The sequence below is a fragment of the Streptomyces sp. NPDC044921 genome, from assembly GCF_056432865.1.
The window spans coordinates 130422-153027 of the sequence record NZ_JBWKIF010000022.1; the positions used below are offsets into that span (position 1 = coordinate 130422).

The 22606-nt window shown below is 69.9% G+C and carries 20 protein-coding genes; 18 read left to right on the forward strand and 2 right to left on the reverse strand.

Annotation, left to right across the window (positions count from 1 at the left end; translation table 11 throughout):
* Positions 1–104 precede the first annotated feature (104 nt).
* The 5 genes from yajC (at position 105) to relA (ending at position 6871) form a co-directional block, all read left to right on the forward strand.
* A complete protein-coding gene (yajC, locus tag AC07DA_RS29300) occupies positions 105–602 on the forward strand; it encodes a preprotein translocase subunit YajC (protein ID WP_479131216.1) in 498 nt (165 codons plus the stop codon).
* A gap of 134 nt (positions 603–736) precedes the next feature.
* Entirely contained in the window at positions 737–2509 is a 1773-nt protein-coding gene (gene secD / locus AC07DA_RS29305) for a protein translocase subunit SecD (protein WP_479131217.1), read from the forward strand.
* Between the two features lies 1 nt (position 2510).
* On the forward strand, positions 2511–3626 hold the full coding sequence (gene secF / locus AC07DA_RS29310; RefSeq protein ID WP_479131219.1) for a protein translocase subunit SecF: 1116 nt from the start codon (positions 2511–2513) through the stop codon (positions 3624–3626).
* On the forward strand, positions 3623–4162 hold the full coding sequence (locus AC07DA_RS29315; protein WP_479131220.1) for an adenine phosphoribosyltransferase: 540 nt from the start codon (positions 3623–3625) through the stop codon (positions 4160–4162). The genes secF and AC07DA_RS29315 overlap by 4 nt, the downstream gene beginning before the upstream one ends.
* A gap of 195 nt (positions 4163–4357) precedes the next feature.
* Positions 4358–6871, forward strand: a complete 2514-nt coding sequence (gene relA / locus AC07DA_RS29320) for a GTP pyrophosphokinase (RefSeq protein ID WP_479131221.1) — start codon at positions 4358–4360, stop codon at positions 6869–6871.
* A 67-nt stretch (positions 6872–6938) separates the two neighbouring features.
* Here the strand turns inward: relA and AC07DA_RS29325 are convergent, their stop codons facing one another.
* Positions 6939–8168 (reverse strand): DUF349 domain-containing protein, encoded by a 1230-nt coding sequence (locus AC07DA_RS29325; RefSeq protein ID WP_479131222.1) that lies wholly within the window; start codon positions 8166–8168, stop codon positions 6939–6941.
* Between the two features lie 136 nt (positions 8169–8304).
* Positions 8305–9147: a peptidylprolyl isomerase gene (locus AC07DA_RS29330; protein WP_479131223.1), complete on the reverse strand. Its 843-nt coding sequence runs from the start codon at positions 9145–9147 to the stop codon at positions 8305–8307.
* 167 nt (positions 9148–9314) lie between these two features.
* Between AC07DA_RS29330 and AC07DA_RS29335 the strand changes: the two genes are divergently transcribed.
* The 13 genes from AC07DA_RS29335 to AC07DA_RS29395 all read left to right on the forward strand — a co-directional run.
* Positions 9315–10022 (forward strand): MBL fold metallo-hydrolase, encoded by a 708-nt coding sequence (locus AC07DA_RS29335; protein ID WP_479131224.1) that lies wholly within the window; start codon positions 9315–9317, stop codon positions 10020–10022.
* Between the two features lie 11 nt (positions 10023–10033).
* The gene (hisS, locus tag AC07DA_RS29340; protein ID WP_479131225.1) at positions 10034–11296 is read left to right on the forward strand and encodes a histidine--tRNA ligase; all 1263 of its coding nucleotides are present in this window, start codon (positions 10034–10036) and stop codon (positions 11294–11296) included.
* Positions 11297–11523: 227 nt separating this feature from the next.
* Positions 11524–12180: a vitamin K epoxide reductase family protein gene (locus AC07DA_RS29345; protein WP_479131226.1), complete on the forward strand. Its 657-nt coding sequence runs from the start codon at positions 11524–11526 to the stop codon at positions 12178–12180.
* A 70-nt stretch (positions 12181–12250) separates the two neighbouring features.
* Positions 12251–13606: a replication-associated recombination protein A gene (locus AC07DA_RS29350; protein ID WP_479131227.1), complete on the forward strand. Its 1356-nt coding sequence runs from the start codon at positions 12251–12253 to the stop codon at positions 13604–13606.
* Between the two features lie 299 nt (positions 13607–13905).
* Complete coding sequence (gene rpsD / locus AC07DA_RS29355) at positions 13906–14520, forward strand: 30S ribosomal protein S4 (protein ID WP_309096595.1); 615 nt, start codon at positions 13906–13908, stop codon at positions 14518–14520.
* A 174-nt stretch (positions 14521–14694) separates the two neighbouring features.
* Complete coding sequence (locus AC07DA_RS29360; RefSeq protein WP_383336581.1) at positions 14695–15135, forward strand: DUF948 domain-containing protein; 441 nt, start codon at positions 14695–14697, stop codon at positions 15133–15135.
* Between the two features lie 9 nt (positions 15136–15144).
* Positions 15145–15498 (forward strand): hypothetical protein, encoded by a 354-nt coding sequence (locus tag AC07DA_RS29365; RefSeq protein ID WP_479131228.1) that lies wholly within the window; start codon positions 15145–15147, stop codon positions 15496–15498.
* The gene (alaS, locus tag AC07DA_RS29370; protein WP_479131229.1) at positions 15498–18170 is read left to right on the forward strand and encodes an alanine--tRNA ligase; all 2673 of its coding nucleotides are present in this window, start codon (positions 15498–15500) and stop codon (positions 18168–18170) included. The genes AC07DA_RS29365 and alaS overlap by 1 nt, the downstream gene beginning before the upstream one ends.
* 15 nt (positions 18171–18185) lie before the next feature.
* Positions 18186–18650, forward strand: a complete 465-nt coding sequence (gene ruvX, locus AC07DA_RS29375) for a Holliday junction resolvase RuvX (RefSeq protein WP_479131230.1) — start codon at positions 18186–18188, stop codon at positions 18648–18650.
* Between the two features lie 121 nt (positions 18651–18771).
* Positions 18772–20487, forward strand: a complete 1716-nt coding sequence (gene mltG / locus AC07DA_RS29380; protein WP_479131231.1) for an endolytic transglycosylase MltG — start codon at positions 18772–18774, stop codon at positions 20485–20487.
* A complete protein-coding gene (locus AC07DA_RS29385) occupies positions 20468–21307 on the forward strand; it encodes a shikimate dehydrogenase (protein ID WP_479131232.1) in 840 nt (279 codons plus the stop codon). The genes mltG and AC07DA_RS29385 overlap by 20 nt, the downstream gene beginning before the upstream one ends.
* Before the next feature lie 52 nt (positions 21308–21359).
* Positions 21360–21875 carry an acetyltransferase gene (locus AC07DA_RS29390; protein ID WP_479131233.1) on the forward strand — a complete coding sequence of 172 codons (516 nt, stop codon included), beginning with the start codon at positions 21360–21362 and terminating at the stop codon, positions 21873–21875.
* Between the two features lie 225 nt (positions 21876–22100).
* Positions 22101–22606 (forward strand): chorismate synthase (locus AC07DA_RS29395; RefSeq protein WP_479131234.1); only part of this gene is annotated, 506 nt, incomplete at its 3' end.

Sequence of the window (22606 nt, forward strand, 5' to 3'; positions counted from 1 at the left end):
CGCGGACTCGCTTAGACTCCGCCGATGCCGCCTTTGTCGGCGGCGTACACACCCCCAACCATCTGGCCGCTCACAGCGCGGTCGTGTGAAGGAAGTACCGACCCGTGAGTCTCCTGACCCTCCTCCCGTTCATCGTGCTCATCGGGGCCATGTTCCTGATGACCCGGTCGGCCAAGAAGAAGCAGCAGCAGGCCGTGGAGATGCGGAACCAAATGCAGCCCGGCAGCGGTGTCCGCACCATCGGGGGCATGTACGCCACGGTCAAGGAGGTCAACGAGGACACCGTCCTCCTCGACGCCGGGCCGGGCGTCGAGCTCCTCTTCGCCAAGAACGCCATCGGTGCCGTCCTCACCGACGACGAGTACAACCGCATCGTCCACGGCATCGAGCACGACCTGAAGTCCGACGCCGACATCGTCCCGGACGACGCCTCCTCCCTCACCGAGACCGGCGACTCCGCCACCGACGCCCCCGCTGACGACAAGGCCGTCGACCTCGGCAAGAAGGACACGGCCGCGGAAGCGGCCGACGAGGCCCCGGCCGGCGAGGCGAAGCCGGGCGCAGAGCCGAAGAAGACCGACGGCGGCTCCGAGGCGAAGTAGTCGTGTCCCGGGGTGCGCGGGCAGGGCCCCGCGCACCCCGGGACACGCCATAACTCGCACGGAGTCCCGACACCATGTCATGGCCGCCCGTCCGCCGACCCGGAGCGAGGCGGCCCGAGAGGGAGTACGAGAAGGTGGCCACACCTAAAAAGGGCCGGAGCGCGAGCGCCCAGAGCAAGCCGGGGCGCTCGCTGGCCCTGATCCTGATCGCCGTCGCGGCGCTCACCGGTGGGATGTTCGCCTCGGGGCACACGACCCCGCGCCTCGGCATCGACCTGGCCGGCGGTACGAGCATCACGCTCCGCGCGGTCCCCGAGGCCGGCAACGAGGCGGCGATCAACAAGACGAACATGGACACCGCCGTCTCCATCATGGAGCGTCGTGTCAACGGCCTGGGCGTCCAGGAGGCCGAGGTCCAGACACAGGGCCGGGACAACATCATCGTCAACATCCCCAAGGGCACCAACTCGGAGCAGGCCCGCAAGCAGGTCGGCACCACCGCCAAGCTCTACTTCCGCCCGGTCGTCGCCACCGAGGTCTCCGGCGGCGGCGCGGTCCCGTCGCCGAGCCCCACGGGAAGCCCCTCGGGAAGCCCTTCGGGCCAGCCGTCCGGCAAGGCCAGCGACAAGCCGGAGGCCACCGACAAGGGATCGGGATCCCCGTCCACCTCTCCCACCACGCAGGGCCGTGCGGTCACGGACGCGCTCAAGGCCGACGCCACGCCGTCCGCCAGCGCCTCGGACCCGGCGAAGTCCAGCCCGTCGCCGTCCGCCGGCGGGGGAGCCTCGGACGCCGCCGCCGGCAAGCTCCAGGAGCAGTACGCCAAGCTCGACTGCACCGACGAGAAGACCCGCTCCACCGTCGGCGACACCGCCAAGGCCTCCGAGCCGACGCTGGCCTGCGGCAAGAACGCGCAGGGCCAGTGGCAGAAGTACATCCTGGGCCCCGCCGAGGTCGACGGCACGGACGTGGACAAGGCCCAGGCCGTGCTGAACACGCAGACCGGTGCGGGCTGGACGGTCACGATGGACTTCACGGACGGCGGCGCCAAGAAGTTCGCGGACATCACCGGCAAGCTGGCGCAGAACCAGTCGCCGCAGAACCAGTTCGCCATCGTCCTCGACGGCGACGTCGTCTCCGACCCGTACGTCCGCCAGGCGCTGACCGGCGGCAACGCCGAGATCTCCGGCAACTTCACCCAGCAGTCCGCCCAGGAGCTGGCGAACATGCTGACGTACGGCGCGCTGCCGCTGACCTTCAAGGTCGACAGCATGACGACCGTGACCGCCGCGCTCGGTGGTGACCAGCTGCGGGCGGGACTGATCGCCGGTGCGATCGGTCTGGCGCTGGTCGTCATCTACCTGCTGGTCTACTACCGCGGCCTGTCGTTCATCGCGATCCTGTCGCTGCTGGTCTCCGCCGCGCTCACGTACACGCTCATGTCCCTGCTCGGCCCGGCCATCGGCTTCGCGCTGAACCTCCCGGCCGTCTGCGGCGCCATCGTCGCCATCGGCATCACGGCGGACTCGTTCATCGTGTACTTCGAACGCGTCCGCGACGAGATCCGCGAGGGCCGCTCGCTGCGCCCCGCCGTCGAGCGGGCCTGGCCGCGCGCCCGGCGCACCATCCTGGTCTCCGACTTCGTCTCCTTCCTCGCCGCCGCGGTGCTCTTCATCGTCACCGTCGGCAAGGTCCAGGGCTTCGCGTTCACGCTCGGCCTGACCACCCTGCTCGACGTGGTCGTGGTCTTCCTCTTCACCAAGCCGCTGCTGACGCTGATGGCCCGCCGCCCGTTCTTCGCGAACGGACACAAGTGGTCCGGTCTCGACCCCAAGAGCCTGGGTGCGCAGCCGCCGCTGCGCCGCACCCGCCGCCCCGCCGTCCCCGTCGACACCAAGGAGGCCTGAGATGTCGAAACTCGGCAACCTCGGCGCTCGACTGCACCGTGGCGAGATCGGCTACGACTTCGTCAAGAACCGCAAGATCTGGTACGGCCTGTCGATCCTGATCACCATCACGGCCATCGTGGGCCTGGCGGTCCGCGGCCTGAACATGGGCATCGAGTTCCAGGGCGGTGCCGTCTTCAACACCCCGAAGAACACCGCCGTTTCGGTGGCCCAGGCCGAGACCTACGCGGAAGAGGCCTCCGGCCACGACGCGATCGTGCAGAAGCTCGGCGACGGCAGCCTGCGCATCCAGGTCGCCGGCATCGACACCGGCGCGGCCAACCAGATCAAGAACACCCTCGCGGACGACCTCAAGATCGACCCCGAGCAGATCAACGCCGAACTGGTCGGCCCCAGCTGGGGTGAGCAGATCGCCAACAAGGCCTGGCAGGGCCTCGGCATCTTCCTCGTCCTCGTGGTGATCTACCTGGCGATCGCCTTCGAGTGGAGAATGGCGGTCGCCGCGTTCGTCGCCCTGATCCACGACATCACGATCACGGTCGGGATCTACGCCCTGGTCGGTTTCGAGGTCACCCCAGGCACGGTGATCGGTCTGCTGACCATCCTCGGCTACTCGCTCTACGACACGGTCGTGGTCTTCGACAGCCTCAAGGAACAGACGAAGGACCTCACCAAACAGACCCGCTGGACCTACAGCGACGTCGCCAACCGGTCCATCAACAGCACCCTGGTCCGCTCCGTCAACACCACGGTGGTCGCGCTGCTGCCGGTGGCGGGCCTGCTGTTCATCGGTGGCGGTGTGCTCGGCGCCGGCATGCTGAACGACATCTCGCTGTCCCTGTTCGTCGGCCTCGCCGCCGGCGCGTACTCCTCGATCTTCATCGCCACGCCGCTCGTCGCCGACCTCAAGGAGCGCGAGCCGCAGATGAAGGCGCTGAGGAAGCGCGTCCTGGCCAAGCGGGCCCAGTCCGCCGCCAAGGGCGAGACCGAGTCCCACGACGACGAGTCGTACGCCGGTGAACCCGAGGACGACGCCGCTCCCGCGGTCGTGGGTCCGCGCAACCAGCCGGCGTCCCGCGGCCGCGGCCGCGGCCGTCCCTCGGGGAAGCGCCGATGACCGACATCAGGGAGCTGCTGCTCAGCCGCATCCGGGACGTGGCCGACTACCCGGAGCCGGGCGTGATGTTCAAGGACATCACCCCGCTCCTGGCCGACCCGGCGGCGTTCACGGCCCTCACGGACGCCCTCGCCGAGATCGCCCAGCGCACCGGCGCCACCAAGGTGGTCGGCCTGGAGGCCCGTGGCTTCATCCTCGGCGCCCCGGTCGCCGTCCGCGCGGGCCTCGGCTTCATCCCCGTGCGCAAGGCGGGCAAGCTCCCCGGAGCCACCCTCGCCCAGGCCTACGACCTGGAGTACGGCTCGGCCGAGATCGAGGTGCACGCCGAGGACCTCAGCGCCGACGACCGCGTCCTGGTCGTCGACGACGTCCTCGCCACCGGCGGCACCGCCGAGGCCTCGGTCCGGCTCATCCGCCGGGCCGGCGCCGAGGTCGCGGGCCTCGCCGTCCTGATGGAGCTGGGCTTCCTCGGCGGCCGCGCCCGCCTGGAGCCGGCGCTGGGCGGCGCCCCGCTGGAAGCGCTGCTCACGGTCTAGCAACCCCGTCGCCGGGCGGTGTACACCGGCACGGCACCGCGGAGGCGGGCCCGGAGGAATCCGGAGCCCGCCTCTGGTGTTTACCCGGGTTGACGGCTCTCACAGTGGCCTGAAGGCGATCCTGGGGCCCAGGATCGCTACCATGGGGTCTCCGGAGCCTGACCGGGGGACCCGGATCGCGCACGAGGAGCCCTCTTGCCAGACGAGGCCCAGCACCTGACCGCCGCCAAGCCCGAGTCCGCCTCGGCGGCCGCGGCGAAGCCCGCGCCGAACGCGCCCCACGCGAAGAACGACACCCGCGGGCCGGTCGAGCACGCCCAGTCGGCACCGGTCGACAAGCCCGCCGAGCAGGCGCGCCCCAAGCCCGCCCCGCCGGTGCGGCAGGCCTCCGGTCAGCCGGCCCGCAGCGGCTCCTCCAACCGCGTCCGCGCCCGCCTGGCCCGCCTCGGCGTGCAGCGCGCCAACCCGTACAACCCGGTGCTGGAGCCGCTGCTGCGGATAGTGCGCAGCAACGACCCCAAGATCGAGACCTCCACGCTGCGCCAGATCGAGCGCGCCTACCAGGTCGCCGAGCGCTGGCACCGCGGCCAGAAGCGCAAGAGCGGCGACCCGTACATCACGCATCCCCTCGCCGTGACCACCATCCTCGCCGAGCTGGGCATGGATCCGGCCACGCTGATGGCCGGGCTGCTGCACGACACGGTCGAGGACACCGAGTACGGCCTGGAGGACCTGCGCCGCGACTTCGGCGACGTCGTCACCCTGCTCGTCGACGGCGTCACGAAGCTGGACAAGGTCAAGTTCGGCGAGGCCGCCCAGGCCGAGACCGTGCGCAAGATGGTCGTCGCCATGGCCAAGGACCCCCGCGTCCTGGTCATCAAGCTCGCCGACCGCCTGCACAACATGCGCACCATGCGCTACCTCAAGCGCGAGAAGCAGGAGAAGAAGGCGCGCGAGACCCTGGAGATCTACGCGCCGCTCGCCCACCGCCTGGGCATGAACACCATCAAGTGGGAGCTGGAGGACCTCGCCTTCGCGATCCTCTACCCCAAGATGTACGACGAGATCGTCCGGCTGGTCGCCGAGCGCGCGCCCAAGCGCGACGAGTACCTGGCCATCGTCACCGACGAGGTCCAGCAGGACCTGCGGGCGGCCCGCATCAAGGCGACCGTCACCGGCCGCCCCAAGCACTACTACAGCGTCTACCAGAAGATGATCGTCCGCGGCCGGGACTTCGCGGAGATCTACGACCTGGTGGGCATCCGCGTCCTCGTGGACACCGTCCGCGACTGCTACGCGGCCCTCGGCACGGTGCACGCGCGATGGAACCCGGTCCCCGGCCGGTTCAAGGACTACATCGCGATGCCCAAGTTCAACATGTACCAGTCGCTGCACACGACGGTCATCGGCCCCGGCGGCAAACCGGTCGAGCTGCAGATCCGCACGTTCGACATGCACCGCCGCGCCGAGTACGGCATCGCCGCGCACTGGAAGTACAAGCAGGAGGCCGTCGCCGGCGCCTCCAAGGTCCGCACGGACGCGCCCAAGTCGTCCGGCAAGGACAAGGACGCCATCAACGACATGGCGTGGCTGCGGCAGCTGCTGGACTGGCAGAAGGAGACCGAGGACCCGGGCGAGTTCCTGGAGTCGCTGCGCTTCGACCTGTCCCGCAACGAGGTCTTCGTCTTCACCCCCAAGGGCGACGTCATAGCGCTCCCGGCGGGCGCCACCCCCGTGGACTTCGCGTACGCCGTGCACACCGAGGTGGGCCACCGCACCATAGGTGCCCGGGTCAACGGCCGCCTGGTCCCGCTGGAGTCCACCCTCGACAACGGCGACCTGGTGGAGGTCTTCACCTCCAAGGCACCCGGCGCCGGCCCTTCCCGGGACTGGCTCGGCTTCGTCAAGTCACCGCGCGCCCGCAACAAGATCCGCGCCTGGTTCTCCAAGGAGCGCCGCGACGAGGCGATCGAGCAGGGCAAGGACGCCATCGTCCGCGCCATGCGCAAGCAGAACCTGCCGATCCAGCGCATCCTGACCGGCGACTCCCTGGTGACCCTGGCGCACGAGATGCGCTACGCCGACATCTCCGCGCTGTACGCGGCGATCGGCGAGGGGCACGTCTCCGCGCAGAACATCGTGCAGAAGCTGGTGCAGGCCCTCGGCGGCGAGGAGGCGGCCACCGAGGAGATCGACGAGTCGGTCCCGCCGGCCCGGGGCCGCAGCCGCAAGCGCCGCTCCAGCTCCGATCCCGGCGTCGTCGTCAAGGGCGTCGAGGACGTGTGGGTCAAACTGGCCCGCTGCTGCACGCCCGTGCCCGGCGACCCCATCATCGGGTTCGTCACCCGCGGCAGCGGCGTCTCGGTGCACCGCAGCGACTGCGTCAACGTGGACTCGCTGTCCCGGGAGCCCGAGCGCATCCTCGACGTCGAGTGGGCGCCCACCCAGTCCTCGGTCTTCCTGGTCGCCATCCAGGTCGAGGCCCTGGACCGCTCCCGGCTGCTGTCGGACGTCACCCGCGTGCTGTCCGACCAGCACGTCAACATCCTGTCGGCGGCCGTGCAGACCTCCCGCGACCGGGTCGCCACCTCCCGCTTCACCTTCGAGATGGGCGACCCGAAGCACCTCGGCCACGTGCTGAAGGCCGTCAGGGGCGTGGAGGGCGTCTACGACGTCTACCGCGTGACGTCGGCGCGCAACAGGACGTAACGGCCCGTAGCGGGCACACGAAAGGGGCTCCCGTACGACGAGTACGGGAGCCCCTTTCCGGCCGCTGTCAGCCGCCGAACTCCTGCAGGCCCTTGAGCGCCTGGTCCAGCAGCGCCTGGCGGCCCTCCAGCTCACGCTGGAGCTTGTCCGCCCGGGCGTTGTTGCCCTGCGCGCGGGCCTGCTCGATCTGGCCCCGCAGCTTGTCCACCGCGGCCTGGAGCTGCCCGGTCAGCCCCTCGGCGCGCGCACGCGCCTCCGGGTTGGTGCGGCGCCACTCGGCCTCCTCGGCCTCCTGGATGGCCCGCTCGACGGCGTGCATACGGCCCTCGACCTTCGGCCGGGCGTCGCGCGGCACGTGGCCGATGGCCTCCCAGCGCTCGTTCAGGTTCCGGAACGCGGCCCGGGCCGCCTTCAGGTCCGTGATCGGCAGGAGCTTCTCGGCCTCCTCGGCCAGCTCCTCCTTGAGCTTGAGGTTCTCCGCCTGCTCGGCGTCCCGCTCGGCGAAGACCGAGCTGCGCGCCGCGAAGAAGACGTCCTGGGCGCCGCGGAAGCGGTTCCACAGGTCGTCCTCGTGCTCGCGCTGGGCGCGGCCCGCGGCCTTCCACTCGGCCATCAGCTCGCGGTAGCGCGCCGCCGTCGCGCCCCAGTCCGTCGAGTTCGACAGCGCCTCGGCCTCGGCGACCAGCCGCTCCTTGGTCTTGCGGGCCTCCTCGCGCTGGGCGTCCAGCTGCGCGAAGTGCTGCTTGCGCCGCTTGGAGAACGCCGACCGCGCGTGCGAGAACCGGTGCCACAGCTCGTCGTCGGACTTGCGGTCCAGCCGCGGCAGGCCCTTCCAGGTGTCCACCAGGGCCCGCAGCCGCTCACCGGCCGCCCGCCACTGGTCGGACTGCGACAGCTCCTCCGCCTCGGCGACCAGCGCCTCCTTGGCGTGGCGGGCCTCGTCGGACTGCTTGGCGCGCTGCGCCTTGCGCTCCTCGCGGCGCGCCTCCACCAGCTCCACGAGCTTGTCCAGCCGCACCCGCAGGGCGTCCAGGTCACCCACCGCGTGATGCGCGTCGACCTGTTCGCGAATGTGGTCGATGGCGGCCTGGGCGTCCTTCGCCGACAGGTCGGTGGTCTTCACTCGCTTCTCGAGGAGGCCGATCTCGACAACCAGGCCCTCGTACTTGCGCTCGAAATAGGCCAGCGCCTCCTCGGGGGAGCCCGCCTGCCAGGAACCGACGACCTGCTCGCCGTCGGCCGTACGCACGTACACGGTCCCCGTCTCGTCGACGCGGCCCCACGGGTCGCTGCTCACAGCGCCTCCTCCACATGATGCCTGCGAGGGGCCTGAAGCTCCCCCGGGCATCGTCCACAGTTTCGTCACGGCCAACATAGGCGACCGGCGGGGGGCCTGTCCGCATCCCGCGCGACCGAAATTTCGCAGTTGGGGGTCAGGATTCGCTGACCGTCGCCTTGTTGATCACGACCGTCGCGTTGGGCGCCGTGTTGCCCGTCTGGGGGTCGGGTGCCTGCGCTCCGGCCTTGGCGATCTTCTGCAGCACCTTCATGCCCGCCTCGGACACCGTACCGAACGGTGTGTAGTCGGGCGGCAGCTGGCTGTCCCGGTAGACGAGGAAGAACTGGCTGCCACCGCTGTCGCGGCCCTGCTTGGTCTGGGGGTTGTACTGGTTCGCCATCGCGACCGTGCCCGCCGGGTACACCCCGCCCTTGAGGCTCTTGTCCTTCAGGTTCTCGTCCGGGATCGTGTAGCCCGGTCCGCCCATGCCGGTGCCCTGCGGGTCGCCGCACTGCAGGACGTAGATGCCCTGGTCGGTGAGCCGGTGGCACTTGCTGTGGTCGAAGTACCCCTTGTCGGCGAGGAACTTGAACGAGTTGACGGTGTGCGGGGCCGCCGACGCCTTCAGCGCGATGTCTATCCCGCCGCAGGTCGTGTCCAGTTTCATCGTGTACTTCGCCGACTCGTCGATGGTCATGGCCGGTTCCTTCTTCCAGGTCTCCGACTTGACCTTGCCCGCGGCGGGCTTCTCGCAGGGGTCCGGGGCCTTGCTGGCCGAGGCGCTCGGGGTGACCTCCGCGTTGGCGTTCTCCTTGCCGTCGTCCTCGAACGGCTTGGTCAGGAAGACCGTCACGGACAGCACCACGACCACGCCGAGAAACGAGGCGATCACCGAGTTGCGGATACGGGTCTTGCGCCGTGCGTCAGTGCGCCGCTGCTGCTGCCGCAGGTACTTCTCCCGGGCGAGCTGACGCCGCCGCTGTTCCTGGCTGACCACCGGGTTCTCTCCTCATGCGTCTGATACGTCGACCGGTACGCGTGGGTCCTGTGCGCCGACCGCGTGCGTGTGCCCCGTACCGTATATGGGTTCGCTGTGGAAACGGCAGCGCCGGTAGGCTCTGACGACAGCCGCAGCCGCCCGTATCGACACAACGAAGGACGATCGTGCTCATTGCCGGGTTCCCCGCCGGGGCCTGGGGGACGAACTGCTACCTCGTCGCCCCCGCCGCCGGTGAGGAGTGCGTGATCATCGACCCCGGCCATCAGGCCGCCGACGGCGTCGCGGAGGCCATCGCCAAGCACCGGCTCAAGCCCGTCGCCGTCGTCCTCACCCACGGCCACATCGACCACGTCGCCTCGGTCGTCCCGGTGTGCGGCGCGCACGACGTGCCGGCCTGGATCCACCCCGACGACCGGTACATGATGAGCGACCCCGAGAAGGCACTGGGACGCTCGATCGGCATGCCGCTGCTGGGCGAACTGACCATCGGGGAACCGGACGACGTCAAGGAGCTGACCGATGGCGCCCAGCTCGGCCTGGCGGGCCTGGAGCTCACCGTCTCGCACGCGCCGGGCCATACCAAGGGGTCGGTGACCTTCGGCCTGCCCGAGGCGGCGGACATCCCGCCGATCCTGTTCTCGGGCGACCTGTTGTTCGCCGGCTCCGTCGGACGCACCGACCTGCCCGGCGGTGACACGGCCGAGCTCCTCGACTCGCTGGCCCGCGTGTGCCTGCCGCTCGACGACTCGACCGTGGTGCTGTCCGGCCACGGCCCCCAGACGACCATCGGCCAGGAGCGCGCCACCAACCCGTACATGCGGCAGGTGGCGGCCGGCCAGGGAGCCGGTGAGGCTCCCCGACGAGGAATGTGACGAGACCCTCCGTGAGCACCTTCAAGGCCCCCAAGGGCACGTACGACCTGATCCCGCCGGACTCCGCCAAGTACCTGGCCGTCCGCGAGGCGATCGCCGCGCCGCTGCGCAACTCCGGCTACGGCTACATCGAGACGCCCGGCTTCGAGAACGTCGAACTGTTCGCGCGCGGCGTCGGTGAGTCCACCGACATCGTGACCAAGGAGATGTACGCCTTCGAGACCAAGGGCGGCGACCGGCTCGCCCTGCGTCCCGAGGGCACGGCCTCCGTCCTGCGCGCGGCCCTGGAGGCCAACCTGCACAAGGCGGGCAACCTCCCGGTCAAGCTCTGGTACTCCGGCTCGTACTACCGCTACGAGCGCCCCCAGAAGGGCCGCTACCGTCACTTCTCCCAGGTCGGGGCCGAGGCCATCGGCGCCGAGGACCCGGCGCTGGACGCCGAGCTGATCATCCTGGCCGACCAGGCGTACCGCTCGCTGGGCCTGAGCGACTTCCGGATCCTGCTCAACAGTTTGGGCGACAAGGAGTGCCGCCCGGTGTACCGGACGGCGCTGCAGGAGTTCCTGCGCGGCCTGGACCTCGACGAGGACACGCTGCGCCGCGCGGACATCAACCCGCTGCGCGTCCTCGACGACAAGCGCCCGGAGGTCCAGAAGCAGCTGGCCGGCGCCCCGCTGCTGCGCGACTACCTGTGCGACGCCTGCAAGGCGTACCACGAGGAGGTCCGTGAGCTGCTCACGGCGGCGGGCGTGGCCTTCGAGGACGACCCGAAGCTGGTGCGCGGCCTCGACTACTACACCCGCACCACCTTCGAGTTCGTCCACGACGGCCTCGGATCGCAGTCCGCGGTGGGCGGCGGCGGCCGTTACGACGGCCTCTCCGAGATGATCGGCGGCCCCGCGCTGCCGTCCGTCGGCTGGGCCCTCGGCGTCGACCGCACGGTCCTCGCGCTGGAGGCGGAGGGCGTCGAGCTGGAACTGCCCGCCAGCACCAGCGTGTTCGCCGTCCCGCTCGGCGAGGAGGCCCGCCGGGTGCTGTTCGCCAAGGTCGGCGAACTGCGCAAGAACGGCATCGCGGCCGACTTCTCCTACGGCGGCAAGGGCCTCAAGGGCGCGATGAAGAACGCCAACCGCAGCGGCGCCCGCTACACGATCGTCGCCGGCGAACGCGACCTCGCCGAGGGCGTCGTCCAGCTCAAGGACATGGAGTCCGGCGAGCAGACGGCCGTGGGCGTCAACGAGATCGTGGCGGAACTGGAGGCCCGGCTCGGCTAACCGTGCTCCCGCGAGGCGCCGGAAACCCGTCGAGGGGGCCGGCGCCTTCGCCGTCCCCCGGTCCCGTTCGCACCCTTGTGCTGCCGTGCGACGGACGTCGGCCGAAACCCACCCTCAGGGGCGACGGCGTGGCCGTCCTTGTCCCGGTCGACGGTGGAGACAGGGGCCGGTGCGGCACAATGGCCCTGACCGAAGAGGTTCAGGTCTCGAGTGACGGAATCGGCGTGATGAGCAAGACGACAGTCAAGGACGTCTCCACGGAGCCCGAGCCGGAGCGCGCCGAGATCGCGCCCCGCGCGGAGGGCGGCAGCCGGGCCCTCGCCCTGCTGCTCGTGATCACCGGCGCGGCCGGACTGCTCGCCGCCTGGGTCATCACGCTCGACAAGTTCAAGCTCCTCGAGGCCAAGGTCGAGGGCAAGACGTTCACCCCGGGGTGCAGCCTCAACCCGGTCGTCTCCTGCGGCAGCGTCATGGAGAGCGATCAGGCCGCGGTCTTCGGCTTCCCGAACCCCATGCTCGGCCTGGTCACCTACGGCATCGTCGTCTGTGTCGGCATCAGCCTGCTCGCCCGCGCCCGCTACCCGCGCTGGTACTGGCTCACCTTCAACGCCGGCTGCCTGTTCGGCGTGGTCTTCTGCGCCTGGCTGATGTTCCAGTCCCTGTACCGGATCAACGCCCTGTGCCTGTGGTGCTGCCTCGCCTGGGTCGCGACGATCGTCATGTTCTGGTACGTGACGTCGTTCAACATCCGCAAGGGCTTCCTGCCCGCCCCCGGCTGGCTCAAGGGCTTCTTCGGCGAGTTCACCTGGGTCATGCCGGTGCTGCACATCGGCATCATCGCCATGCTGATCCTGACCCGCTGGTGGGACTTCTGGACCAGCTGACGGGCGCTCCGGGTCCAGGCCGATACCGGCCCCGGCCGGATTGTCAGTGCGGTGATTTAGGGTTTCTGACGTGGAGCCCGACCTGTTCACCGCCGCAGCCGAAGAACGCCAGGAGAAGGAGCCGTCCAGCAGCCCCCTGGCCGTGCGGATGCGCCCGCGCACCCTCGACGAGGTAGTGGGCCAGCAGCACCTGCTGAAGCCGGGCTCACCGCTGCGCAGACTGGTCGGCGAGGCCGCCTCCGGTCCGGCCGGCCCCTCCTCGGTGATCCTCTGGGGCCCGCCCGGCACCGGCAAGACCACCCTGGCGTACGTCGTCTCCAAGGCGACCGACGCTCGCTTCGTGGAGCTGTCGGCGATCACCGCCGGCGTCAAGGAGGTCCGCGCGGTCATCGACGGGGCCCGCCGCGCCTCCGGCGGCTACGGCAAGGAGACCGTCCTCTTCCTCGACGAGATCCACCGCTTCAGCAAGGCCCAGCAGGACTCCCTGCTCCCGGCCGTCGAGAACCGCTGGGTGACGCTCATCGCGGCGACGACGGAGAACCCCTACTTCTCCGTGATCTCGCCCCTGCTGTCCCGCTCCCTGCTCCTCACCCTCGAACCCCTCACGGACGACGACATCCGCGGCCTGCTGCGCCGGGCCCTGACCGACGAGCGCGGCCTCAAGGGCGCCGTCGGCCTCCCCGAGGAGACCGAGAGCCACCTCCTGCGCATCGCCGGCGGCGACGCCCGCCGCGCCCTCACCGCCCTGGAGGCGGCCGCCGGTGCCGCCCTCGACAAGGGCGAGCCGGAGATCGGCCTGACCACCCTGGAGGAGACGGTCGACCGGGCGGCCGTGAAGTACGACCGCGACGGGGACCAGCACTACGACGTGGCCAGCGCCCTGATCAAGTCCATCCGAGGCTCCGACGTCGACGCCGCCCTGCACTACCTGGCCCGGATGATCGAGGCCGGCGAGGACCCCCGCTTCATCGCCCGGCGCCTGATGATCTCCGCCAGCGAGGACATCGGCCTGGCGGACCCGACTGCCCTGCAGACGGCGGTCGCCGCCGCCCAGGCCGTCGCGATGATCGGCTTCCCCGAGGCGGCCCTCACCCTCAGCCACGCCACCATCGCCCTGGCCCTCGCGCCCAAGTCCAACGCCGCGACGACCGCGATCGGCGCCGCCCTGGAGGACGTGCGCAAGGGCCTCGCCGGACCGGTCCCCGCGCACCTGCGCGACAGCCACTACAAGGGCGCGACCAAGCTCGGCCACGGTCAGGGCTACGTGTATCCGCACGACCTGCCCGAGGGCATCGCCGCCCAGCAGTACGCCCCGGACGCCCTCAAGGACCGCGAGTACTACGAGCCGACCCGGCACGGCGCGGAGGCCCGCTACGCGGACGCGGTGGAGTGGACCAGGAAGAACCTCGGTCGAAAGCGGTCCTGAGAACCCTGTAAACTCGTCCGGAGTGCCGCGTCCCGCGCAGTCAGAACGGGACAGTCGGCCGGAGCCGGTCCTCCGGGACCTGTTCCAGGAGCGTCGCGCACCGTCGAAGGTGTCGCGGGCAGCCCACCACCCCTCGTCCTGCGGACGGGACCGGTCGGTGGGCCACTCGCGTGCTGCACGTATGTGCCCAGACCAGGGGAGCGGCTGCCCACCGAGGTCCACGGACCGAGGCGGGTTTCCCCGGCTGCGGATGCGACCTCCCACCACCCTGACAAGCCGAATCAAGGAAATGAGAAGCAGTGGCGAACCAGTCCCGCCCCAAGGTCAAGAAGTCGCGTGCCCTCGGTATCGCGCTGACCCCGAAGGCCGTCAAGTACTTCGAGGCCCGTCCCTACCCGCCGGGTGAGCACGGCCGCGGCCGCAAGCAGAACTCGGACTACAAGGTCCGTCTGCTGGAGAAGCAGCGCCTGCGCGCGCAGTACGACGTGTCCGAGCGCCAGCTCGTCCGCGCCTACGAGCGTGCCTCCAAGGTCCAGGGCAAGACCGGTGAGGCCCTGATCATCGAGCTCGAGCGCCGTCTCGACGCCCTGGTCCTGCGTTCGGGCATCGCCCGCACGATCTACCAGGCCCGTCAGATGGTCGTGCACGGCCACATCCAGGTCAACGGCAAGAAGGTCGACAAGCCCTCCTTCCGTGTCCGCCCGGACGACGTCGTGCAGGTCCGCGACCGCTCCAAGGAGAAGACGCTCTTCACGATCGCCCGTGAAGGCGGCTTCGCCCCCGAGGGCGAGACCCCGCGCTACCTCCAGGTGAACCTCAAGGCCCTGGCGTTCCGCCTGGACCGTGAGCCGAACCGCAAGGAGATCCCGGTGATCTGCGACGAGCAGCTCGTCGTCGAGTACTACGCCCGCTGATCCCCGGCAGGCACGCGGTACCTCAGCCCGCTGTCTCCCCGCCCCCGGCGGGCGAGGCGGCGGGCTTTCGCGATCGAGCGGCCACCGGTAGGTAATCCGGTACGGAGCGCCACCCCCGGCGCGATAGGCTCGTCGCACGACTTTTTCGATGTTCAGGCACGTTTCAGGGAGCGGGTGCACACAGTGTCCGGTGGAGAGGTTGCCGGGATCCTGGTGGCCGTCTTCTGGGCGATCCTGGTCTCCTTCCTCGCCGTCGCCCTGGCGAGGCTGGCCCAGACGCTCAAGGCGACCACCAAGCTCGTCGCGGATGTGACCGACCAGGCCGTCCCGCTCCTGGCAGAGGCCTCCACGGCGGTGCGCTCCGCGCAGACCCAGATCGAGCGGGTCGACGCGATCGCCTCCGACGTCCAGGAGGTCACGTCGAACGCCTCCGCGCTGTCGACCACCGTCGCCTCCACCTTCGGCGGCCCCCTGGTCAAGGTCGCCGCCTTCGGCTACGGCGTGCGCCGGGCCCTCGGCGGCCGCAAGGAGGACGTGCCCGCCAACGCGTCCAGGCGTACCGTGATCGTGGGCCGTACGGTCTCTCGGCGCAGCGCCCGAGGGAAGAGGGACTGAGAGCCAGCGATGTTCCGCCGTACCTTCTGGTTCACCACGGGCGTCGCCGCCGGTGTCTGGGCCACCACCAAGGTCAACCGCAAGCTCAAGCAGCTGACCCCCGAGAGCCTCGCCAAGGCCGCCGGGAACAAGGCGATCGAGGCCGGTCACCGCCTGAAGGACCGCGCCGTGGGCTTCGCCCTCGACGTCCGGGACAACATGGCCGCCCGCGAGGCGGAGCTGGGTGAGGCCCTCGGGATCAACGAGAGTCCCGAACTCCCCGGCCCCCGGCGGTACGCCGCCATCGAGAACCGCAACAACCCGAAGTACGTCGAGGGTTCGACGTACCAGACGTACACGTACAACCGGAATGAGGACCACTGATGGAGTCGGCTGAGATCCGCCGTCGCTGGCTGAGCTTCTTCGAGGAGCGCGGGCACACCGTCGTCCCTTCGGCGTCGCTCATCGCGGACGACCCGACTCTGCTCCTCGTCCCCGCCGGCATGGTGCCCTTCAAGCCCTACTTCCTCGGTGAGGTCAAGCCGCCCTTCACCCGCGCCACCAGCGTGCAGAAGTGCGTGCGCACACCGGACATCGAGGAGGTCGGCAAGACCACCCGGCACGGCACGTTCTTCCAGATGTGCGGCAACTTCTCCTTCGGCGACTACTTCAAGGAAGGCGCCATCAAGCTCGCCTGGGAGCTGCTCACCAGCCCCCAGGACAAGGGCGGTTACGGCCTCGACCCCGAGCGCCTGTGGATCACGGTCTACAAGGACGACGACGAGGCCGAGCGCATCTGGCACGAGGTCGTCGGCGTGCCCAAGGAGCGCATCCAGCGCCTGGGCATGAAGGACAACTACTGGTCCATGGGCGTCCCCGGCCCGTGCGGCCCCTGCTCCGAGATCAACTACGACCGCGGCCCCGAGTTCGGCGCCGAGGGCGGCCCCGCCGTCAACGACGAGCGGTACGTGGAGATCTGGAACCTCGTCTTCATGCAGTACGAGCGGGGCGAGGGCACCGGCAAGGACAACTTCGAGATCCTCGGCGAACTGCCCAGCAAGAACATCGACACCGGCCTCGGTCTCGAACGTCTCGCCATGATCCTGCAGGGCGTGCAGAACATGTACGAGATCGACACCTCGATGGCCGTCATCGACAAGGCCACCGAGCTGACCGGCGTCCGCTACGGCGACGCCCACGCCTCGGACGTCTCGCTGCGCGTGGTCACCGACCACATGCGCACCGCCACCATGCTCATCGGCGACGGCGTCACCCCCGGCAACGAGGGCCGCGGTTACGTGCTGCGCCGCATCATGCGCCGCGCCATCCGCAACATGCGCCTGCTCGGCGCCACCGGCCCGGTCGTCAAGGACCTGATCGACGTCGTCATCGGCATGATGGGGCAGCAGTACCCCGAGCTGATCACCGACCGCGAGCGCATCGAGAAGGTCGCCCTCGCCGAGGAGAACGCCTTCCTCAAGACGCTGAAGGCCGGCACCAACATCCTCGACACCGCCGTCACCGAGACCAAGCAGGCCGGCTCCACCGTCCTGCCCGGCGACAAGGCCTTCCTGCTCCACGACACCTGGGGCTTCCCCATCGACCTCACCCTGGAGATGGCCGCCGAGCAGGGGCTGTCCGTGGACGAGGAGGGCTTCCGCCGCCTGATGAAGGAGCAGCGGGAGCGCGCCAAGGCCGACGCCCAGGCCAAGAAGACCGGCCACGCCGACATGGGCGCCTACCGCGAGATCGCCGACCGTGCCGGTGCCACCGACTTCATCGGCTACACCGACACCGAGGGCGAGTCGACGATCGTCGGCATCCTCGTCGACGGCGTCTCCTCCCCGGCCGCCACCGAGGGCGACGAGGTCGAGATCGTCCTCGACCGCACCCCGTTCTACGCCGAGGGCGGCGGACAGATCGGCGACACCGGCCGCATCAAGGCCGACTCGGGCGCCGTCATCGAGATCCGCGACTGCCAGAAGCCGGTCCCCGGTGTCTACGTGCACAAGGGCGTCGTCCAGGTCGGCGAGGTCACCGTGGGCGCCAAGGCCCACGCCGCCATCGACGACCGCCGCCGCAAGGCCATCGCCCGCGCCCACTCGGCCACGCACCTCACCCACCAGGCCCTGCGCGACGCCCTGGGCCCGACCGCCGCCCAGGCCGGTTCCGAGAACCAGCCCGGCCGCTTCCGCTTCGACTTCGGCTCCCCGTCGGCCGTCCCGACGGCCGTGATGACCGACGTCGAGCAGAAGATCAACGAGGTGCTCGCCCGCGACCTCGACGTCCGCGCCGACATCATGGGCATCGACGAGGCCAGGAAGCAGGGCGCCATCGCCGAGTTCGGCGAGAAGTACGGCGAGCGCGTGCGCGTGGTCACCATCGGCGACTTCTCCAAGGAGCTGTGCGGCGGCACGCACGTGCACAACACCGCCCAGCTGGGTCTGGTGAAGCTGCTCGGCGAGTCGTCCATCGGCTCCGGTGTGCGCCGTATCGAGGCCCTGGTCGGCGTGGACGCCTACAACTTCCTCGCCCGCGAGCACACGGTGGTCAACCAGCTGACCGAGCTGCTCAAGGGCCGTCCGGAGGAGCTCCCGGAGAAGGTCTCCGCCATGCTCGGCAAGCTCAAGGACGCCGAGAAGGAGATCGAGAAGTTCCGCGCCGAGAAGGTCCTCCAGGCCGCCGCCGGACTCGCCGAGTCCGCCAAGGACGTCCGCGGCGTTGCGGTCGTGACCGGCCAGGTCCCGGACGGTACGACCGCCGACGACCTGCGCAAGCTCGTCCTGGACGTGCGCGGACGCATCCAGGGCGGCCGGGCCGCCGTGGTCGCCCTGTTCACGGTGGCGAACGGCAAGCCGCTGACGGTCATCGCCACCAACGAGGCCGCCCGCGAGCGCGGTTTGAAGGCCGGCGACCTGGTCCGTACGGCCGCCAAGACCCTCGGCGGTGGCGGTGGCGGCAAGCCCGACGTCGCCCAGGGCGGTGGCCAGAACCCGGCCGCGATCGGTGACGCCGTGGACGCCGTCGAGCGCCTCGTCGCCGAGACGGCCAAGTAAGGGACGGTCGAGAAGATGCGCAGAGGACGTCGACTCGCGATCGACGTCGGGGACGCCCGGATCGGGGTCGCCTCGTGCGACCCCGACGGGATCCTCGCCACCCCGGTGGAGACGGTCCCGGGGCGCGACGTCCCCGCGGCCCATCGGCGGTTGAAGCAACTCGTCGAGGAGTACGAGCCGATCGAGGTCGTCGCCGGGCTGCCGCGCTCCCTCAAGGGGGGCGAGGGCCCGGCCGCGGTCAAGGTCCGCGGCTTCGTCCAGGAACTGGCACGCATGATCGCCCCTGTTCCGGTGAGACTCGTGGACGAACGCATGACGACGGTGACGGCCACTCAAGGGCTGCGCGCCTCCGGCGTGAGGTCCAAGAAGGGCCGGTCCGTCATCGACCAGGCAGCGGCCGTGGTCATCCTGCAGCAGGCGCTTGAATCCGAACGGGTGTCAGGTAAAGCACCCGGCGAAGACGTCGAAGTGGTCATCTGATCGCGATACGGTAACGTTCCGCGCGATGCGGCGGCATTCGAACAGCCCCCGCACAGCAAGAGGCGGGACGGGAGCCGAGCCGGACGCCGCGTGACCGCCGCCTCGCGGCTCTAGGGGATCGATGACTGAGTATGGCCGGGGCCAGGGCTCCGAACCGTGGCATCCGGAGGACCCGTTGTACGGGGACGGCGGATGGGATGGACAGCAGGCCCACCAGGGTCAGCAGTCCCCGTACGGCGGCCAGCCGCAGCACTACCCGCAGCAGCCGCAGCAGCCGCAGTACGGCGACTGGGGCACCGGTGAGCAGGCCGGATACGGTCACGCGCAGCAGCAGTACCCGTACGACCAGCAGCACTACCAGGCACAGCCCCACGGCCACGAGCAGTACCCCGGACAGCAGGGCCACGGTCAGCCGCAGGACCAGGGCTACCACCAGCAGCAGTACGGCGACGGCGGCTGGTCCAACGACCCCCACCAGCACGTTTCCTACCCCGGCGACCCGGCGGACCCCTACGGGCAGCAGGCCGGGGCGTACGACGTGGGCCGGCAGCAGGACCACTACGCCACGCCCGACGCCTATCCGCCCCCCGAGCCGCCCGGCCGCCGACAGGCCGACGGGGAGCCGGAGACCGACTGGGACCCCGGCCCCGACCAGGGCGAACACGCGTTCTTCGCGGGCGGTGACGACGAGGACGCCGACGAGCCGGGGGACCGCCGCGGCCGCGACGACCAGCGGGGACGCGGCGGCAAACCCAAGAAGGGCCGCAACGGCGTGGCCTGCCTGCTGGTCGTCCTGGTCCTCGGCGGCGGCCTGGCGGGCGTGAGCTATTTCGGCTACCAGTTCTACCAGGACCGTTTCGGCGACGCCCCGGACTTCGCGGGGGACGGCAACGGGCAGACGGTGACCGTCGAGATCCCCAAGGGGGCGGGCGGATACACGATCGGGCAGGTGCTGAAGTCCGCCGGGGTCGTCAAGAGCGTCGACGCCTTCGTCTCGGCGCAGTCCGAGAACCCCGACGGCAAGGCCATCCAGGACGGCGTGTACACGCTGCAGAAGCAGATGTCGGCCGCGAGCGCGGTCGAACTGATGCTCAGCCCCAAAAGCCGCGACAACCTGATCATCGCCGAGGGCAAACGCAACGCCGACATCTACCGGCTCATCGACAAGCGGCTGAAGGTCAAGGACGGCACCACCGCCGCGGTCGCCAAAAAGGACTACAAGAAGCTCGGCCTGCCCGCCTGGGCGCAGAACCACCCGAACGTCAAGGACCCGCTGGAAGGGTTCCTCTATCCCTCCAGCTACGGCGTCAAGGAGGGCCAGAAGCCCGAGGCCGTGCTGAAGCAGATGGTCGCCCGGGCTTCCGAGAACTACGAGAGGATCGGCGTGGAGGCGAAGGCCGAGAGCCTCGGCCTCGACGGCCCGTGGCAGCTGATCACGGTGGCCAGCCTGGTCCAGGCCGAGGGCAAGACGCACGACGACTTCCGGAAGATGGCCGAGGTGGTCTACAACCGCCTCAAACCCACCAACACGGAGACCAACCAGCTGCTCCAGTTCGACTCGACCTTCAACTACCTGAAAAACGAGAGCAACATCCACATCAGCGAAACCGAGATCAACAGCAACAAGGACCCGTACAACACGTACACCAACAAGGGTCTGCCGCCGGGGCCGATCGGAAACCCCGGGGACGTCGCGTTGCAGGCGGCCCTGAAGCCGACGAAGGACGGCTGGATCTACTTCGTGGCGACCGACGGCGTGAGCAAGACCGAGTTCGCCAAGACGCACGCGCAGTTCCTGAAGTTGAAGGAAAAGTTCGATGCCAGCTCCGGCAACTGACACCCGCCGTGCCGCGGTGCTCGGCAGCCCCGTCGCCCACTCGCTCTCTCCGGTACTGCACCGCGCGGCGTACGCCGAGCTCGGGCTGAACGGCTGGTCGTACGACCGCTTCGAGGTCGACGAAGCGGCGCTTCCCGGGTTCGTGGACGGGCTCGGCCCCGAGTGGGCCGGGTTGTCGCTCACCATGCCGCTGAAGAGGGCCGTCATTCCGTTGCTGGACGAGATCAGTGCGACGGCGGCCTCCGTGGAGGCGGTCAACACCGTCGTGTTCACCGAGGGCGGGCGGCGCGTCGGGGACAACACGGACATCCCCGGTATCGTCGCCGCGCTGCGCGAACGCGGCATCGAGCAGACGGAGTCCGCCGCCATCCTCGGCGCAGGCGCCACGGCCTCGTCCGCGCTGGCGGCGCTCGCCAGGATCTGCACCGGCGAGATCGTCGTCCACGTGCGCAGTGAGGCCCGGGCGGCCGAGATGCGGCAGTGGGGCGAGCGGTTGGACGTCGACGTGCGGATCGCCGACTGGGCGGACGCCGAGCAGGGGCTGCGCGCCCCGCTCGTGATCGCCACGACGCCCGCGGGAGCCACGGACGCGTTGGCCTCCGCCGTCCCCGAGCGGCCGGCCACGCTCTTCGACGTGCTCTACGACCCCTGGCCGACCGCTCTGGCGGCGCGGTGGTCGGCTCACGGGGGTGCGGTGGTCAGCGGACTGGACCTCCTGGTCCATCAGGCCGTTCTCCAGGTGGAACAGATTACGGGCATCTCACCGGCTCCGTTGACGACGATGCGAACTGCGGGAGAACGCGCTCTCGCAGCCCGGTAAAAAACCGCGACCGCCTGTTTTCGGTCAACGAACCGGAAGTGAGAATTCCTAGTTGATCATCCCCCTCCTCGTCGCTAGTTTGTGGCGGCACGGTATTCACGGGAGGGGAATGGAAATGCGCAGACATCTCACGTCGATCGCGCTGGCCGTCGGCCTGGCGGGAGCGATGGGCCTCGCCTCGGCGACGCCTGCCGCAGCCGCAGCCTCGACGCCCGAAGCGGCATGCGGCTCCGGATACAGGGTCCTCGAATCCCACACGGTCGGATTCGACAAAAGCACCAGAAAGCCCGCGGCTCGGGTCTCTCTGCTCTACAACGCGTCGAGCGGCTACAACTGCGTGGTGACCATGCACATCAACGGTTATGTCGGGGTCAGTGCCCTGACGGAGGCCGGTATTCTCGTCGAGGGCGGCAGCTGGAAGCGGGACAAGGCCAATTACAGCTATTACGCGGGCCCCGTCTACGTCCAGGCCGCCAATAAGTGCGTGAAGTACACCGGCGGGATCGAGTACGTGGACAACGGAGTCTTCTGGGACAGCTACACGAGCGGGTTCGGCCACTGCGGCTGACGCCCTCGCGACGGGACCCGGCATCCGCCACCCGGCGGGGCGCCGCGGCACGTCCCCGCCCGGCCCGGTCCCCTGTCCGTCACGCGGACCGATTCCGGTCCGCGTGCGTCGACGTGGGAGGATCGGAAACGGCGGACCGGGGCCGCGCACCCGGTCAGGCCGTCGACGTACGCGAGGACGTGCGTACGCAGGGCAGTACCAGGGCGCGAGCACTGAGGAGCACCGTTGAGCAGGTTGCGCTGGCTGACCGCGGGTGAGTCCCACGGTCCCGCACTCGTGGCGACGCTGGAGGGTCTTCCCGCCGGTGTGCCGATCACCACGGACATGGTGGCGGACCATCTCGCGCGGCGGCGGCTGGGCTATGGCCGCGGTGCCCGGATGAAGTTCGAGCGGGACGAGGTCACCTTCCTGGGCGGTGTCCGGCACGGCCTGACGCTGGGCTCGCCGGTGGCGGTCATGGTGGGCAACACCGAGTGGCCCAAGTGGGAGCAGGTCATGGCGGCCGATCCGGTCGACCCGGAGGTGCTGGCGGGGCTGGCGCGTAACGCGCCGCTGACCCGTCCGCGCCCCGGGCACGCGGATCTGGCGGGGATGCAGAAGTACGGCTTCGACGAGGCCCGGCCGGTGCTGGAGCGCGCCTCGGCGCGGGAGACGGCGGCCAGGGTGGCGCTGGGTGCGGTGGCCCGCTCGTACCTGAAGGAGACCACCGGCGTGGAGATCGTCTCCCATGT